Here is a 16353-nt window from a genome sequence, read left to right on the forward strand (position 1 = left end):
GGCGGAATGTTAAGCATGTCGCGTCTTGGCGCGGTGCGAGCGGACTGCAAAAACGTCTTGGACACCATCGCGGCGCTAGCGTCGGTTGCCGTATCTTCCCGATGCCTCCGGGTCTAGCGATGTCCACCTCCGATTGTGCCATGACAGAAACTCTGGAAGTGCTGTTGGCCGCGCTCGAACGCGCCGAAGAGGGCATCGTCATTGTCGACAGCGCGCATCGCATCACGCATTTCAATGCCGGTGCGGAGCGGATCTGGAAACTCGCACGCGCTGATGTGCTCGGCCGCGATTCCGAAATTCTCACCCTCAAATGTCTTCGGGCCGAACCGTGTGCGGACTTCCGTGACGAGATCAGCCTCGTGCGATACGACGGCAGCCGGATCCGCGCGGCCATCTCGCTTTCATCCATTGCAAGTGGCGGCGTGACCCATCAGGTGGTGTTCGCGCGCGACGTCACCGCGGACGCCGAGCGCCGCGTCAGGATCGGGCTTCTCCACGCCGTCTCCGACCAGACCAACCGCGCGGTGCTCATCACCGACACCGATCAGAACATCGTCTACGTCAATGCCGCCTTCACGACGCTGTTCGGCTACACCAGCGAGGAAGCCGAGGGCCGCCGTGCGAGGGGGCTGATCGCCGGCCGCCACACCGATCGCAAGGCCGTTGCGAAGCTCATCAAGCGCCTGATGGATGGCGGCCACCGCGGCGAGCTCGAGATGCTCGCCTATGACAAGGACGGCGAGGAGATCTGGGTCTGCGCCCGCATCGATGCCTTCCGCGACAGGAAGGGCCAGGTCAAGCACATCTTCGCGCTGCTCGAGGACATCACCGAGACCAAGCAGTTGCGCTCGCTGCAGCAGCTCATCATGGGCGCGCTCGCCGACGAGGTTCCGATCGGCGAGATCGCAGACCGGCTGTGCCGCCGTGTCGAGCAGATCGCGCCTGACGTGGTCTGTTCGCTGCTTCACATCGACGCCGCGGGCCTGATCCATCCGCTCGGCGGCCCAAGCCTGCCCGAGGACTATTCCCGCGCATTGGAGGGCATTGCGATCGGCCCTAATGTCGGCTCCTGCGGAACCGCGGCCTTCTACGGCGAGCCGGTGCTGGCGACCGATCTGGAGACCGACCCGCGCTGGCAGCCCTACAAGGCGATGCCGCTCGCGATCGGCCTGCGCGCATGCTGGTCGACGCCGGTCAAGGCCAAGGACGGACGGGTCATCGCCACCTTCGCCTTCTACTACCGGGAGCCGCGCGCGCCGAGCAATTGGCACCGCCGCATCGTCGAGGCCTGCGTCAATCTCGGCGCCTTCGCGATCGAGCGCAAGGAAGCGCGCGCCGAGATCGCGCGGCTCGCCTATCACGATATCCTCACCGGTCTGCCGAACCGCGCACAATTGCGGCGCCTGATCACCACCGCCATCGATGCCTGCCCGACCGGCAGCCACGTCGCGCTGGCCTTCCTCGACGTCGATCATTTCAAGGACGTCAACGACACGCTCGGCCATGCCGCTGGCGACGAGCTCCTGATCCAACTCGCGCAGCGCCTGCGCGAGCAGATCGGACCCGAGGACATGCTGGGGCGGCTCGGCGGCGACGAGTTCGTGATCCTGCTGCCGCGGCGCAACGCCGAGAGTGCCGAGCGCGTCGCGGCCGGAATCACCGAAGCGCTGGCCGCGCCGCTGCGGCTCGGCTCCAGGCAGCTGCAGATGTCGGCGAGCATCGGCGTCAGCCTCTATCCCGATCATGCGACCGACATCGACACCTTGATGCAGCAGGCGGACGCGGCCATGTACATGGCCAAGCAGGCGGGACGTTCGACCCATCGCCTGTTCAGCGCCGAGATGAACGGGCTCACCGAGCAGCGGTTGGCCTTGATCGCGGCGCTGCGCCGCGCCGTCGCCGAGGGCACGCTGACCCTCAGCTACCAGCCGCAGATCCGCAGCTGCGACGGCGCGATCCATGGCGTCGAGGCGCTGGCGCGCTGGCACGATGCCGAGCTCGGCGACGTCTCGCCGGCAAAATTCATTCCGCTTGCCGAAGAGTGCGGCCTGATCGAGCAGATCGGCCTGTGGTCGGTGCGCGAGGCCTGCCGGCAGTTGGCGAGCTGGCGCCGCGCCGGGCTCGACATTCCATCTGTGTCGGTGAACTTGTCGCCGATGAATTTCCGCAACGTCACGCTGGCCGCGCGGCTCAAGGACATCCTCGCGGAATACGATCTGCCGGCGGATGCGCTGATGCTCGAGATCACCGAGGGCGCGTTCATGCAGGACAGCGTCGCCGCGCTCGAGACGATGAACGCGATCCGAGAGCTCGGCGTCGGGCTTTCCGTGGACGATTTCGGCACCGGTTATTCCAGCCTGAGCCGGCTCGCCCATCTGCCGATCCGCGAGCTCAAGATCGACCGCAGCTTCATGCGCGACATCGAGCGTGACGCTGGCGCGCTCGCGATCGCCACCGCCGTGGTGCGCGTCGGGCAGGGCCTCGGCATGACCGTCGTCGGCGAAGGCGTCGAGACCGAGGCGCAGCGCAAGGTGCTGGCCGAACTCGGCTGCGACGTCGTGCAGGGCTTTCTTTACGCGCCCGCGCTCGCGCCCGTAGCCTTCGAGCGCTGGCTGATCGAGCACTGCGCCGAGCAGGCGCGAGCGATGCTGACTCGTCTCGACATTGCACCGGCGGGCGCGACTGCGGTGAAGCGGTTCGCGTAGAAGCGACTTTGGCCGGTGATGACCAGGCTCAGGCATCCGGTTGCAGGAACGTGCCGTATTGCTTGGTCGCGGCGACCGCAGCCGCGGCCTGTCCGATCATCCGCATCGCTGCCATCATCGGCCACGGCCCAAGACTCACCCGCCGAACGCCGACGCGAGCCAGATCCGGAATTGCGGGACTGCCTTGTGTCACCATGATGTTGACCGGCAGAGGCGTGACCTGAACGAACCTTTCGATGAGAGCGAGGTCGGTGAGGCCGGGTACGAAAATTCCGTCGGCGCCGGCCTCCGCATAAACCTTCGCGCGCCTTGCCGCTTCATTCATGCAATCGTCCGGCGATCCGAATTTCAGCAGGAATGGATCCGTTCTCGCATTGATGAACAGTCGAACTCCCAGATCTTTCGCAGCGTCCCGCACGGCCTTGATCTTGGCGGCATGGAGTTCGGGGTTGACGAGTTGCCGCTTTCCCTCCGATAGCCCGTCCTCGATATTGAGGCCGACGGCGCCGGCTTTCAAAATCTCGGCGGCCGATCTGCCGGCGGCCTCCGGGGTGTCGCCATATCCTGCTTCCAGATCGATTGAGACTGGCACCGACACGGCCGCGGTCATCCGCGACACCAGGCCGGTCACCATGTCGAGCGGAACATTTTCTCCGTCGGCGTATCCAAGTGCGGAGGCGACCGCTCCGCTGCTGGTCGCGATGGCCGGAGAGGTCTTCGCGATGGCTTTGGCGCTGGCGGCGTCCCAGGCGTTGAACAGGACGAGCGGATCGCCCTTCCTGTGAAGGGCATGAAAGGTCTCGGCATATTGCTGCTGTATCTTGGCGTCCATTGCGCGCACTCCAGATTAAAGAACTCAAAGCATGTTGTGGGCTACTGCCCTCTGCGTTCAGTCAGGCGCGTGCGTCTTGAACCAGTCCATGATCAGGCCGGTGACTTCGTCCTCACGCTCGAGGTGCGGGAAGTGGCCGACATCGGGCAGGACCATCCGCTTGTGCGGCCCCTTGAACAGCGGCTCCTCCTTGACCGAGTACCTCGCTGTCGGATCGTTGCTGCCATAGATCGTCAGCGTCGGCGTGTGCATGTCATTGATGGGCAGCCGGCCCGCGAGCCCCGCATCGGTCAGACCTCCATAATACTTAAGCGCCGCGGCCATCGTGCCGGGAGAGCTGAGCGTCTCCTTGATCGAACGGATATGCTCGGCATTGTTGAACGTCGGCGACCACAGCTTCCAGAGATAGTCGACGAAGGGAAGTCCCTCGGTGTTGACCGCCGATACCGCGCCGGGCAGCTGGAAAAAATAGACGTGGAAGACGGCTCGAACGAGCTCCGGATCCCGTCTGATGCTCGAAATTGTAATCGGATGTGCGGTGTTCATGACCACGGCGGCCTTGAACGCCGATGGCGCGGTGGCCAGCGCCTGAAAGGTCGAGGTGCCGCCCCAATCCATGCCGACGACGCGTGCTTGTCCGTCGTCGCTCAGCGCCGCGATGAGGGCTTCAAGATCCTTGCCCAGTGCGATGGGATCGAAAACTCCGTCCGCCGGAATCTCTGTCGGCGCATAGCCGCGCAGGAACGGCGCGACCGCACGGTACCCTGCCTCCGCGAAGACCTGCAGCTGCTTTCGATACGACCAGGCATTGTCGGGAAAGCCGTGCAGGAACATGACAAGGGGGCCGTCGCCCTGTTCGAGATAGGCGAAGCGCACGCCGTTCGCCTGCACGTATTTCAAGGCGGGTTCAGTGCCTCCGGTATTCGCTTGGGCATTTGCTTGTCGTGCCGCGCTCCCAGTATTCATCGTCATTCTCCATCTCATCGTGCCCCGCGATCCAGAATATGTGCGTAACGCACATATTGGTCAAGTTGTTTTTTGTGCGCTCCGCACATATTGTCGGCGCATGGAAACTGGAATCGCAAATTTGCTGGGGGCGCTTTCGCTCGCCGTCATGGATCGGATCGAGCAGGGCGCGCGCGAGGTCATCGGCCGCGGCGGCGAGACGCCTGCCGCCCTGGTCGTCATCGGCTATGGCCAGGGCATGACCAACGACAAGCTGCGGCGGATCCTTGGCCTGTCGCATTCGGGAACGGTCCGGCTGGTGGACCGTCTGGTGTCGGATCAGCTGGTCGAACGTCGGCCCGGACAGGATGGCCGGGAGGTTGCCCTGCACCTGACGGCGAAGGGGGCCGCAACCCGCAACGACTTGATGACGTCGCGGATTTCGGCCGTCGCGTCGCTTCTGGATGTGCTGTCGCCGGCTGAAACCAAACGACTCGAAGCGCTGCTCCATGAGCTGTTGGCTCGGCAGGATACGTCCGAGATGGATCGCTTCACGATCTGTCGCATGTGCGACGACAGCGTTTGTACGAATTGCCCGTTGCCCACGGACAAGGGCAAACGCGCTCGCTAGCGGGCGCACTCGCGATGGCCACGGAACTTTGCCGAGCAGGCGAGGGCGATCTCGGAGGCTTCCTGTCGACGGATCGCTCGCAAACAACCTCCTGTTAATCCTCTGGTGATCAGTTGATCGGCTGGTGATGTGATCCGCGTCGTTAACAGGCCGCACCAGTCCCGGAGCCCCCGTCAATGGACCCCATTCCGCACGCCCCCAAGCCGCTCGATCGGATCACGCTTTCCGAATTGCTGGGTGCGCTGAGCCACGCACTCGATCTCTCGGAGGGGCAGCCGGCCGGACATTGCGTGCGATGCAGCCGCATCGGCGTCATGATCGGCAAGGAGATCGGTCTCGGCGAAGACGAACTTGTCGAACTCTATTATGCCCTGTTGCTGAAGGATCTGGGCTGCAGCAGCAACGCTGCGCGCATCTGCGAGCTGTATCTGACCGATGATCTCTCCTTCAAGCAGGATTTCAAGCTCATTGATGGCAGCCTGCCGCAGGCGCTGCGCTTTGTGCTGGGCCATACCGGGCTGAAAGCCAGTCTGGCCGAACGGTTTCGCGCCATCGTCAACATCTTCCAGAATGGCGGCGAGATCGCTCGTGAACTGATCGAGACGCGCTGCCATCGCGGCGCCGACATCGCCCGCAAGATGCGCTTCTCCGAACCGGTCGCGGCGGGCATCAAGAATCTCGATGAGCATTGGGATGGCGGCGGCAAGCCGCTCGGCCTTCGCGGCGCGGCCATCCCGATTTACTCCCGCCTCGCCTTGTTGGCCCAGGTGGTCGATGTGTTCTACATCGCGAACGGTCCCGAAGCCGCCCTTCGTGAGGCCCGGAATCGAGCCGGCACCTGGTTCGATCCAGACCTGGTTGCCGCTTTTGAACGAATCGCGGCGCAGCCTGGATTCTGGGACATGCTTGGCACTGAAGACGGGCCTGAGACTGTTCCTCTGCTGCCGCAGCAGGCGAGCGTGCCGGTGGATGAGGACTATCTGGACGACATCGCGGCGGCCTTTGCCCAGGTGGTCGATTCCAAAAGTCCCTACACCAGCGGCCACAGCGAACGCGTCACGCTCTTTACCGACATGATCGCGGAGCAGCTGGAGTTCGCTGCCGAGCGGCGACGCTGGCTCAAGCGTGCCGCGCTGTTACACGACATTGGCAAGCTCGGCGTCAGCAACGCAATCCTCGACAAGCCGGGTAAGCTTGACGATTTCGAATGGGAGATCATGCGCAAGCATTCCGCGCATTCGGAAGCGATCCTGTCGCGCATCGGCGCGTTTGGCGATCTCGCTCCGATCGCCGGGGCGCATCACGAGCGGCTGGACGGCAAAGGCTATCCCCGTGGGCTCGCGGGAGACCAGATCTGCCTGGACATCCGAATCATCACGACCGCGGATATCTTCGATGCGCTGACCGCGGAACGGCCGTATCGGGCTGCGATGCCAGTAACGAAAGCTCTTGCGATCATGTCGGAGATGGTCGGCACCCAGATCGACGCGGACTGCTTTGCGGCTCTTCGCCGGGCTCTTGGACGCGTGGACGAGACGCTCGCGGCTTGACGAGGGTCCGGCGTCATCCGGCTTGCAACGTCCGGTGAGCCGACCGGGAGCAACCGCGCGTTCACGTCGCGGAAAGGAACGTCCGGCGCTTCTCCACGTTGTCGGCCGTCGAGCGCAAACCGGTTCATACGATGAAAAAGATCGCCACCATCCTTGGGATGCTCTGTAGCTTGCCGGCCGCTGCCGGTGCGGAGAGTTGGAGCGGCTATCGCATTCCCGAAACCGGAACCAGCGTCGACATCCCTTCGTCCATCTTCACCGAGCAAGCCGGTCGCCCCGACGGCTATGGCATGCAGTACCGGACCAGTGACGGCCGTGCGGATCTGACGGTGCAGGCCGTTCCGAACGAAGGCAGCTCACCGGCGGCTTTCCTGGCGCGGAAGAATCCGCCGTCCGGCATCACCTACAAGCGCATCACGCCGCGCTTCTTCGTGGTCTCCAGCACCCGCGGCGGCAAGATCTGGTACGACCGCTGCAACTTTGGCCGCCGCTACGTGCATTGCGTGCTGATCAACTATCCGGCCGCCGAGAAGCGGCAGTGGGATGCGGTCGTGACCCGCGTCAGCCGCACGCTGAGCGGCGGTTGATCCGTTCACAAAGAAAAACCTGCTCACAAAGAAAAAACTGCCCGCAGGTTGCGGGCAGCAGTGTCGTGAGGATGTTTCAGCGCACGTTTGTCGATGTCGTCGACATGGTCGGCTTGGAGCCCGGCACGTGCGACATGGTCTTGGTGGTCGACCCGACCTCCTCGCCCGCCTTCACTTTAGTGCGGGTGTGGGAGCGGCTGAACGTGCCACCCTCATGCGCCTGCGCGCGCGCATTGGAATTGAGCACCGGACCGTTGCCCTTGTTCATGCTGGTGCCGGACTGCGCCTTGCCGTTGGCGGACGCGGCGCTGCCGCCGGCTGCAATCGAGGAGCCGGTCTGTCCGGAGCCCGACGTCGACGTGCCGCCGGTGCCGAGCGTGCTGGCCGAGGTGCCGCCGGCCGCAGCCGAGCCCCCGGTGCCGCCGGTCATGCTGGTTTGCGCCGACAACGGAGAGGCGGCGGCGAGCAGGAGTGCGACCGACGAGGTCGCGATTAACATTCTCATCTGTGAAATCCTTTTGTTATGGCGACGATGTCGAGATGGTGCAGCCGTTGACTGTGACGGTGCTCGCGCTGGTCGAACCGGGGCCGCCGGCCGTCGAGGACGAACTCGACACGTTGCCGCCGCCAGCCTGGACGTGCACCGACGATCCGCCGGCCGAGCTCGAGCTCGACAGCGAGCCGCTCGATGAGGTCGAGCCGGTTGTGCCCGAACCCGATGATCCCAGCGCGGTGATGCTGCCGTCAGGATGTTTTTCGACCGTGACCCGGCAGGTTTCGCCGGATGCGGTCTTGCCGGTTTTCTGCATGGTTTCCCCCACAGCGGCGCTGCTTATCAAAGTCAAAACTGCGATCGCAACGATTGATCTGTTCATGCCAGTCCTCCTCAGGAAGGACGAAGGAGCGGCATTGCTGCCGCTCCGCCGGCCGGGATGTCAGTCCTTGTCCTTCTTCATCTCGTCCTTGTGGTGACCTTTGCCCTTTTCCATGCCCATGTCGCTGGCATGTCCCGCGGAGGAGCCGGCCGCTCCCACAGTCGAGCCGCTCTTGCCGCCGCCCGCCGACGAGCCGCCGGTGCCGAGCGTCGAGGCGGAGCCTGAGCCGCTGCCCGCGGCAGAGCCGCCGGTGCCGACGGACGAACTGCTGGTGCCGCCGCCGGCCGACGAGCCGCCGGTGCCAAGCGTCGAGGCCGAGCCCGATCCGCTGCCCGAACCCGCCGATGAACCGCCCGTGCCGACGGTCGAGTTGCTGGTGCCACCGCCGGCTGACGAGCCGCCAGTGCCGACGGTCGAGCTCGACTGCGCCACGGCGAGCGCCGTACCGGCCAGCAGCGCAGCTGCGGCCGCAGACAATTTCAGAATCCTCATCGCTGTCTCCTCCAATGATCAAATTGCCAAAACAGGCTCGGGATAAAGTGGCAGGCCACCGAAACGTTCCTTGGATCGGTATGACGATGTGGAAAATGCGCGCGTATGATCGTGGTCAGGTTCCAGCTGCGAAGCGCAGCGAACTGATGACGAGCGGGAACAGCGAAGTTACGAAAGAGGGCGCGCTAGTCCGACGACAATCCCGTCCTGCGCCGCAAATCCGTGATCGCGCGCAGAAAGCTGTCGGCCGGCGTCGTCTCCGGATCGATCAGGCGGTGCAGACGAAAGCCGTCTTCCAGCGCCAGCACGACGGAGGCCATCCATGGCGGATTGAGCGTGTCGCCTTTCGCGTTGCTCTTTAGCGTGGCCTCGACGATGTCGGCGACCAGCTTGCGCCGCGCGCGCAGGCGTTTTGCAAGTTCGGGCCGGCGCTTCTCGGCGCGCGCGACAAACAGGATCATCTCCATGTGCAGCAGTGGCGAGCGGCCGAGCGGGTCTTGCCGGGTGCGATCCATCGCCTTCAGCGCGGCGATGAAGTCGTCGAGATTGTCGTGCTGCGCGAGGATGTCCATGTTGCGCCGTATCGACTGCGCGACATGGTCTTCGAGCATGGCGATGATCAGCTCGTCCTTGCTCTTGAAGTTGGAATAGAACGCGCCCCGGCTGAAGCCGGCCGCGGCTGCGATCGCCTCGATGCTGGCGCCGCCGATGCCGTCTTGCTCGAACACGCGCGCGGCCGCCTGGAACAGCTTGTCGCGCGTGTCGTCCCTGGTCGGCCTGGTTCTCACCCTTGACATCGGAGCAGTTTAGGGCAGAATGCAACTCGATACAACAATGTATCGAGTTGATAATTCAGGGGTGGTTACGCTGCGCAAGAGGGGCTGCCCGGCGTATGCGATTCATGCGGCAACCGATATGAGGTCACCATGAACGAGCACGTGCAAGGCACCGGCGGTCCGCTGTTCAACCCGCTGTCGCCCGACTTCATCCGCGATCCCTATCCGCATTATGAGCGGCTGCGCGGGATCTTTCCGATCCACGTGACGCCGTTCGGCCAGTTCGTCACGAGCCGCCATGCCGATGTCAGCCTCGTGATGCGCGACAAGCGCTTCGGCAAGGATTTCGTCGAGCGTTCCAAGCGCCGCTATAGCGAAAAGATCATGGAGGAGCCGGTCTTCCGCAGCATGAGCCACTGGATGCTGCAGGCCGATCCGCCCGACCACACCCGCCTGCGCGGCCTCGTCGTGAAGGCCTTCACCGCCCGCCGCGTCGAGGACATGCGGCCGCGCATCCAGCAGATCGTCGACCAAACCATCGATGCCGTGATCGACCGCGGCCACATGGACCTGATCGAGGATTTCGCCTTTCGCCTGCCTGTCACCATCATCTGCGACATGCTCGGCATCCCCGAGGACCATCGCGACACTTTCTATAGCAGCTCGCGCGACGGCGGACGGCTGCTCGACCCCGTGCCGCTCTCGCCGGAGGAGATCGCCAAGGGCAACGCCGGCAACATGATGGCGCAGATGTATTTCCAGCAGCTGTTCGAGCTGCGCCGCCGCAACCCCGGCGACGATCTCATTACCCAGTTAGTGCAGGCCGAGGAAGACGGCAACAAGCTCACCAACGAGGAGCTGACCGCCAACATCATCCTGTTGTTCGGCGCTGGCCACGAGACCACGGTCAATCTGATCGGCAACGGCCTGCTTGCGCTGCATCGCAATCCGGACCAGCTCGCGCTTTTGAAGGCGCGGCCAGAACTGATGGTGGGCGCAATCGAGGAATTCTTGCGCTACGATTCCTCGGTGCAGATGACCGGGCGGGTCGCGCTGGAGGATATCGACGATGTCGGCGGCGCCATGATCCCGAAGGGCGAGACCGTGCTCTGCCTGCTGGGCTCGGCCAACCGCGACCCGGCGGTCTATCCTGACCACCCTGACCGGCTCGACGTCACCCGCCAGAATGTGAGGCCGCTGTCGTTCGGCGGCGGTATCCATTTCTGCCTGGGGGCCCAATTGGCGCGACTCGAGGCCGAGATCGCCATCGCCACGCTGTTGCGTCGGCTGCCGGATCTGCGCATCGACGACGTCGAAAACCCGGAATGGCGGCCGACCTTCGTGCTGCGCGGCCTGAAACGGCTGCCTGCGAGCTGGTGATAGCCGCCGGCCTTAACCTCCGCGCGCAACAGTCGCTGTGACTTCGCCACACTTCCCCCTATATAAGGGGCTGTTCCGGTACGTCTGAGGCCCTGCGGCTCAGGCAAGGCCCGCATCCGGTTTGGCCGAGGGGAGACCCGTGCAGACGACGCTGCTCGGATTGGCGATTGCCTTTATCTTAGCGCTGCTGGCCGCTCTGATCGGGCCTTACTTCGTCGACTGGAACCAGTTCAGGCCCCAGTTCGAAGCGGAGGCCGGCAGGATCATCGGCGTGCCGGTGCGGGTGGCGGGCGAGCTCGACGCGCGGCTGTTGCCGGCGCCGACGCTGCGGCTGCGCGGGGTCACCTTCGGCGGCAACAACGATCTCGGTCGTCTGCGCGCCGACAAGCTCGACGTCGAATTCAGCCTGAGTTCCCTGATGCGCGGCGAATGGCGCGCCACCGAGCTTTCGGTCAACGGCATGGCGGTCGATCTCGGCCTCGACGCGCGCGGGCGGGTCGATTTGCCCTCCACCGCGAGCGGCAGCTTCAATCTGGCTTCGCTGGCGATCGAGCGGCTGAACCTCACCGGCCGCATCGCCCTGCATGATGCCGCCAGCCGTTCGACACTCGAGCTCAACGACATCGCCTTCTCCGGCGACGTGCGCTCGCTGGCCGGCTCGGTCCGGGGCGACGGCAGTTTCACCGCCACTGGCGTCCGCTATCCGTTCCGCGTCTCCTCCGGCCCGAGCGCCGACGGCAACGCCACCCGCCTCCACCTCAACATCGATCCCGGCGAGCGTGCGATCCTGGCCGATCTCGAAGGCGTGCTCGCCTTCGACAACCGCCTGCCGAAATTCGACGGCGCGCTGACGCTCGCGGTGCCGGCGCCGAAGAAGCCGGCCGATGCGGGGCCGATGCCCTGGAAGCTCACCACAAAACTGAAGGCCGATCCGGCCGGCGCCAAGTTCGAGCAGATCGACGCCAGCTTCGGCACTGAAGACACCGCGCTGAAGCTCGGCGGCGTCGGCGATATCAGGTTCGGCGCTTCGCCGCTGCTGCGTGCGGTGCTGTCTGCGCGCCAGGTCGATGCCGACAAGCTCACGGCTAAAGACGCTAGCGAGCCGCAGCGCATCCTCCCGGCGCTCCGCGCAGGGCTCGCCGCAATCCCGCAGGCGCCGATCCCGGCGCAGATCGAGTTCAACTCCGACCAGATCATGCTCGGCGGCCGTCCACTCCAGAACATCACGGCCGAGCTTGCGACCGACGGACGATCCTGGACCTTCCAGCGGCTCGAGCTGCGCGCGCCAGGCCAGACGCAGCTCTCGCTCAACGGTGCGACGCCCGGCGCCGACAGTTTCAGCGGCCGCCTCAGCGTCGATTCCTCCGATCCGGATACGCTGGTGGCATGGCTCCAGGGCCGCAACGAGGTCAACCGCCGCAGCACGCGGCCGCTGCGCCTTGCCGGTGACGTGACCATCGCCGCCAATCACTTCGCCATCGACAGGCTGAAGGCCGAGATCGAGGGCGGCGCGGTCGAAGGCCGCATCGCTTTCGTCCAGACCGGCGCGAGCAAGGGCTCGCGGATCGACGCGGAGCTCAAGGCCGACCGCCTCGACCTCGATGCCGCCGCAAGTTTTGTGCGCGCGCTTTCGGGGCCGCAGGGCGAATGGCCGGAGGAAGCGAAGCTTTCGCTCGATATCGGCCGCGCGATCTCGGCCGGGCAGGAGCTTCGTCCGTTCACCGCGAAACTCGGCTACGGCCCGGCGGCGCTGTCGCTGGAGCAATTGCGGTTCGGCCAGGCCAGCGGCGTGACGACGGAAGCGAGCGGCAGCTTCGACCGCGCCAAGGCCACGGGCAAGCTCGCGCTGAAATCCTCCGCCAATTCGCTGCGCGATCTCACCGCACTGCTCGAGCCGTTTGCGCCGTCGGTGCGCGCGCGCTTCGACGCCATCCCGCCGCTGCCAGGCGCGACCCGCCTCAAACTCGACCTCAGCCTCGACAAGAACGCCGAACACGCCGATCGCAACGACGCGCGCGCCGCGCTCGAGCTCGACGCGCCGCAGCTCAAGGCCACCGCGACACTGGCCGCGCAGACACCGGTGGCCGCCGTCAACGGCATCGACCTCGAGCGCTTGCGCAACAGCGACTTCACGCTGGATTCGAAAGTCTCGACACCGCAGGCCAGTTCACTGCTGGCGTTGCTCGGGCTCGATCGTGTGGTGGCCGCAGGGGAGGGCGCTTCGCAGTTCGAAGGCCGCTTGAGCGGTGCGTGGCGCCATCAGCTGCAATTGAATGCAAAGCTCAGCGGCGGCGGGCTGGACGCGGACGCACAAGGCAACGTCGAATTGTCCGAGCCGAAAGGCAGCGTGAATTTGCGCGTGCGCAATGCCAATCTGGCGCCGCTGTTCGGAACCAGCCCGGCCGATAAATCCGTGCAGAGCGTCAATCTGTCCTCGCGCGTCGGCCTCTCCGGCAACCGCCTGACCTTCAACGATCTCGACAGCACACTGGCCGGCTCGCATTTGCGGGGGCATCTGGCGGTGACGCTCGATCCGGAGAAGACCGTCGACGGCGAAGTGGGCCTCGATACGCTCGACCTCGTGCCGGCGCTCGCGATGGCCATCGGCGCGTCCGGAAACGATGCCAATGCGCCGTTGAGTGCCGGGCTTCTCGGCGGCTGGCGCGGCCGCGTCGCCTTCCAGGCGTTGCACGGCACGCTGCCCGGCGGCATCGAGCTGCGCCCCTTCGGCGGTACGATCCGGAGCGACGGTCAGTCGCTCGCTCTCGACGCAATGAAGGGCGGCGTCGGCGGCGGCGAGATGTCGGCGAGCCTCGATGCACGCAATGGCGCCAATGGTCTGACGTTGAACGCGCGCATCGAGCTCGGCAAAGTCGACGCGGCGGCGCTGCGCTATCGCGACCTCGCGCTGCCGAAGGGACGCGCCTCGGCGCAGATGGCGCTGACCAGTCAGGGCCGCAGCGTCGCGGCGCTCACCGGCGCGCTCGCCGGCAACGGCACGGTGACGCTCGAATCCGCTGAAATCTCCGGCCTCAATCCGCGCGCCTTCGAGATCGCCATCCGCGCCAGCGACGGCGGCCAGGTTGCCGACGACAACCGGCTGCGGCAGCTGGTCGAGCCCGCACTGTCGGCGGGTCCGATTGCAGTGGCCTCGGCGCAGATCCCGTTCACGATCCGCGACGGGCGCCTGCGTGTCGGCGCAACGTCGCTGGAGGCGAAGAACGCGCGTGCCATCGTCTCCGGCGGCTACGACATCCCCGCCGACCAGGCCGACATCCGCGCCAGCCTGACGCCGATCATGACCGGGCTGTCCGGCGCGCCGCCGGAAATCCAGCTGTTCGCGGCAGGCCCCCCCGACAGGCTCAATCGCACCGTCGATCTCGGGCCGCTGTCGTCGTGGCTCGCGGTGCGCACGATCGACCGCGAGACGCGCCGCCTGGACGCCATCGAGCGCGGCGAGCCGCCGCCGGCCACCGCCGCACTGCCGACCCTGGTGTCGCCAGACTCGATGCCGGAGCCGTCGCTCACGGATGTGCCGATGCCCGGCCGGGATCCGCGCCGTGCGCCGCCGCCGAAGGCCAAGTCCGATATCAGGGTTGCGCCGACACCCAAGACGCCGCAGGCTGCTCCCGCAGCGCCAAGCCCGCCACTGACAAGCCCGCCACTGACAAGCCCGCCGCTCGCAAGCACGCAGATCGCGCCGTTGCCCCCGCCGATCGACGTCAGGCCGGCCCCCGGCCCGCCGCCCGCAAAGCCCAAGCCAAAGCCGCCGCTGGTCCTGACGCCGTCGAATCCGTAGGCGATAGTCCGTCATGCCCGGGCTTGTCCCGCCTGCGCGGCCGAAGCCGCTTCGGCGAGGCGAAGGCCCGGGCATCCACGTTCTTCGTCCTAAGCGGTGAGACGTGGATGGCCGGGACAAGCCCGGCCATGACGCCGGAGAGACATCCTCTCTCCAACCCTCTCCCGCAGGCGGGAGAGGGAGCGCACCTTCGCCGGTGGCCCCCGGGGTAAACACATTCCCTCGCCTTTTAACGAATTTTGCTCGGCAAAACTGATCTGCCGACTTTACCGGATTCTCGCGTTTGTTCCCTAGTCTCTGTTCCCAGAGGAACACGGCGTCCTGCCGGCACAAGCAGGATGGCTAGCCAAGAACTGGGGTCATCGGGATGAACGGCGCGACAACACTTCTGCAGGATCTGGACGACGCGATCGCACGCGGCACCGACGAAAGCCGGACCAAGGCGCTGTGGCACGCGACCGACATTCTGATCACCGGCCGCTACAGCGACGACGAGATCAGCACGTTCGGCGAAGTCATCGGTCGGCTCGCCGACGAGATCGAGGTTGCTGCGCGCGTGCAACTCTCCGAGGTGATGGCAGCCTGCGATCACGCTCCGCTCAATGTCATTGCGCAACTCGCGACCGCCGACGAGATCGAGGTCGCCGGTCCCGTACTGCGCGACTCCAATCGTCTCGACGAGAAGCTGCTGGTCGAGAGCGCCATGACCAAGAGCCAGTTGCATCTGCTCGCGATCGCGCAGCGCAAGTCGATCGGGGAGGCCGTCACCGACGTGCTCGTCAAGCGCGGCGACCAGGAGGTCGTGACGTCGGTTGCCAGGAACGAGGGCGCGCGCTTCTCCGGTTCGGGTCTGCTCCACATGGTCCGCCGCGCCGAGGGTGACTCGATTCTTGCCGAGCAGCTCGGCCTGCGCAAGGACGTGCCGCGTCACATCTTCCAGCAGCTGATCTCGAAGGCGTCGGAGGACGTCCGCCGCCGGCTCGAGCACGAGCGCCCGGAAATGATGGCGCAGATCCAGAGTTCGGTAAGCGACGTCACCGGCGATCTGCACTCCAAGTTCGGCCCGTCCTCGCGCAGCTATTTCGTCGCCAAGCGCGTGGTGACGACGCAGTACCGGCAGGGCAACCTCAACCAGGACTCGATCTCGAACTATGCGCGCCAGCATCGCTTCGACGAGGTGCAGATCGGCCTGTCGCTGTTGTCGTCGCTGCCGGTCGACGTGATCGAGCGGGCGATGATGGACCGCAACCGCGAGATGATCCTGGTGCTGTGCAAGGCGCTCGACTTCTCCTGGGACACCACGATGTCGCTGCTGTTCCTCGGCGCCAAGGATCATCTGATCACGGCGCGCGAGCTCCACGACAACGAGCGGGATTTCGGCAAGCTCAAGATCGAGACCTCGCGCAGCGTCTTGAAATTCTACCAGTCGCGCAAGACCGCGGGTGCCGACGCGGGCCGTCAGCCCGAGCTCCAGGTACACTGAGCGAGAGGGAGTATCTGCAATGTTGCCTCAATTCGGCACCGCCGTTCGCAAGAAGAACCTCAACAAGGCCGCAGCCGGCGAGATCGGCGGCGGAGCAGCGGACCAGGCCTCGGTCGATGCCGCCTGGCTCGTGCTGGAAGCCGCCAACGACCTCGGTGACCATGCCGCGATCGAAGCGTGCCGCCGCGTCATCGACGCCGAGCTGAACGGCACGGCGGCCGGCAGCGCGGATGTCGATCTCGTGTTGGGGTATTTCAGGTAACAGTCCTGCCCGGCCGAGGATTGTCAGGCGCCGTGA

General features: G+C 65.5%; 14 protein-coding genes. 9 read left to right on the forward strand and 5 right to left on the reverse strand.

Translation table 11 applies throughout. The features are described 5' to 3' along the window. Positions 1-119: 119 nt before the first annotated feature. Entirely contained in the window at positions 120-2705 is a 2586-nt protein-coding gene (locus AC0L27_RS11795) for an EAL domain-containing protein (RefSeq protein ID WP_473319079.1), read from the forward strand. 28 nt (positions 2706-2733) lie between these two features. Here AC0L27_RS11795 and AC0L27_RS11800 read toward each other — a convergent pair whose 3' ends face one another. Both AC0L27_RS11800 and AC0L27_RS11805 read right to left on the reverse strand, forming a co-directional pair. Next, on the reverse strand, positions 2734-3537 hold the full coding sequence (locus tag AC0L27_RS11800; RefSeq protein WP_473319081.1) for an isocitrate lyase/PEP mutase family protein: 804 nt from the start codon (positions 3535-3537) through the stop codon (positions 2734-2736). Positions 3538-3594: 57 nt separating this feature from the next. Further along, positions 3595-4509, reverse strand: a complete 915-nt coding sequence (locus AC0L27_RS11805) for an alpha/beta fold hydrolase (RefSeq protein ID WP_473319082.1) — start codon at positions 4507-4509, stop codon at positions 3595-3597. A 115-nt stretch (positions 4510-4624) separates the two neighbouring features. On the opposite strand from AC0L27_RS11805, the gene AC0L27_RS11810 reads away from it, so the two are divergent. From AC0L27_RS11810 to AC0L27_RS11820, 3 genes are all read left to right on the forward strand, one after another. Continuing rightward, the gene (locus tag AC0L27_RS11810) at positions 4625-5113 is read left to right on the forward strand and encodes a MarR family winged helix-turn-helix transcriptional regulator (protein ID WP_354060627.1); all 489 of its coding nucleotides are present in this window, start codon (positions 4625-4627) and stop codon (positions 5111-5113) included. Between the two features lie 176 nt (positions 5114-5289). Next, entirely contained in the window at positions 5290-6663 is a 1374-nt protein-coding gene (locus AC0L27_RS11815; protein WP_473319085.1) for an HD-GYP domain-containing protein, read from the forward strand. A 131-nt stretch (positions 6664-6794) separates the two neighbouring features. Further along, positions 6795-7250, forward strand: coding sequence for a hypothetical protein (locus AC0L27_RS11820; RefSeq protein ID WP_473319087.1), 456 nt, complete (start codon positions 6795-6797; stop codon positions 7248-7250). Between the two features lie 76 nt (positions 7251-7326). On the opposite strand, the gene AC0L27_RS11825 is transcribed toward AC0L27_RS11820, so the two are convergent. Then, the gene (locus AC0L27_RS11825) at positions 7327-7749 is read right to left on the reverse strand and encodes a hypothetical protein (RefSeq protein WP_018454312.1); all 423 of its coding nucleotides are present in this window, start codon (positions 7747-7749) and stop codon (positions 7327-7329) included. 59 nt (positions 7750-7808) lie between these two features. Here AC0L27_RS11825 and AC0L27_RS11830 point away from each other — a divergent pair, with 59 nt between their 5' ends. Then, a complete protein-coding gene (locus tag AC0L27_RS11830; RefSeq protein WP_473302165.1) occupies positions 7809-8222 on the forward strand; it encodes a hypothetical protein in 414 nt (137 codons plus the stop codon). Here AC0L27_RS11830 and AC0L27_RS11835 read toward each other — a convergent pair. Both AC0L27_RS11835 and AC0L27_RS11840 read right to left on the reverse strand, forming a co-directional pair. Then, positions 8186-8617: a hypothetical protein gene (locus AC0L27_RS11835; RefSeq protein WP_473319089.1), complete on the reverse strand. Its 432-nt coding sequence runs from the start codon at positions 8615-8617 to the stop codon at positions 8186-8188. The genes AC0L27_RS11830 and AC0L27_RS11835 overlap by 37 nt on opposite strands. 185 nt (positions 8618-8802) lie before the next feature. Continuing rightward, entirely contained in the window at positions 8803-9414 is a 612-nt protein-coding gene (locus tag AC0L27_RS11840; RefSeq protein ID WP_354060633.1) for a TetR/AcrR family transcriptional regulator, read from the reverse strand. 129 nt (positions 9415-9543) lie between these two features. Between AC0L27_RS11840 and AC0L27_RS11845 the strand changes: the two genes are divergently transcribed. The 4 genes from AC0L27_RS11845 to AC0L27_RS11860 all read left to right on the forward strand — a co-directional run bounded on the left by AC0L27_RS11845 (position 9544) and on the right by AC0L27_RS11860 (position 16317). Next, positions 9544-10773, forward strand: a complete 1230-nt coding sequence (locus tag AC0L27_RS11845; protein ID WP_473319092.1) for a cytochrome P450 — start codon at positions 9544-9546, stop codon at positions 10771-10773. A gap of 139 nt (positions 10774-10912) precedes the next feature. Beyond that, positions 10913-14572 carry an AsmA family protein gene (locus tag AC0L27_RS11850; RefSeq protein ID WP_473319095.1) on the forward strand — a complete coding sequence of 1220 codons (3660 nt, stop codon included), beginning with the start codon at positions 10913-10915 and terminating at the stop codon, positions 14570-14572. Positions 14573-14939: 367 nt separating this feature from the next. Then, positions 14940-16055: a DUF2336 domain-containing protein gene (locus AC0L27_RS11855; RefSeq protein WP_473319096.1), complete on the forward strand. Its 1116-nt coding sequence runs from the start codon at positions 14940-14942 to the stop codon at positions 16053-16055. Between the two features lie 19 nt (positions 16056-16074). Next, positions 16075-16317: a hypothetical protein gene (locus tag AC0L27_RS11860; protein WP_247288059.1), complete on the forward strand. Its 243-nt coding sequence runs from the start codon at positions 16075-16077 to the stop codon at positions 16315-16317. The last annotated feature ends 36 nt before the right edge of the window (positions 16318-16353 follow it).

This window comes from Bradyrhizobium sp. Ken51 (assembly GCF_055807435.1).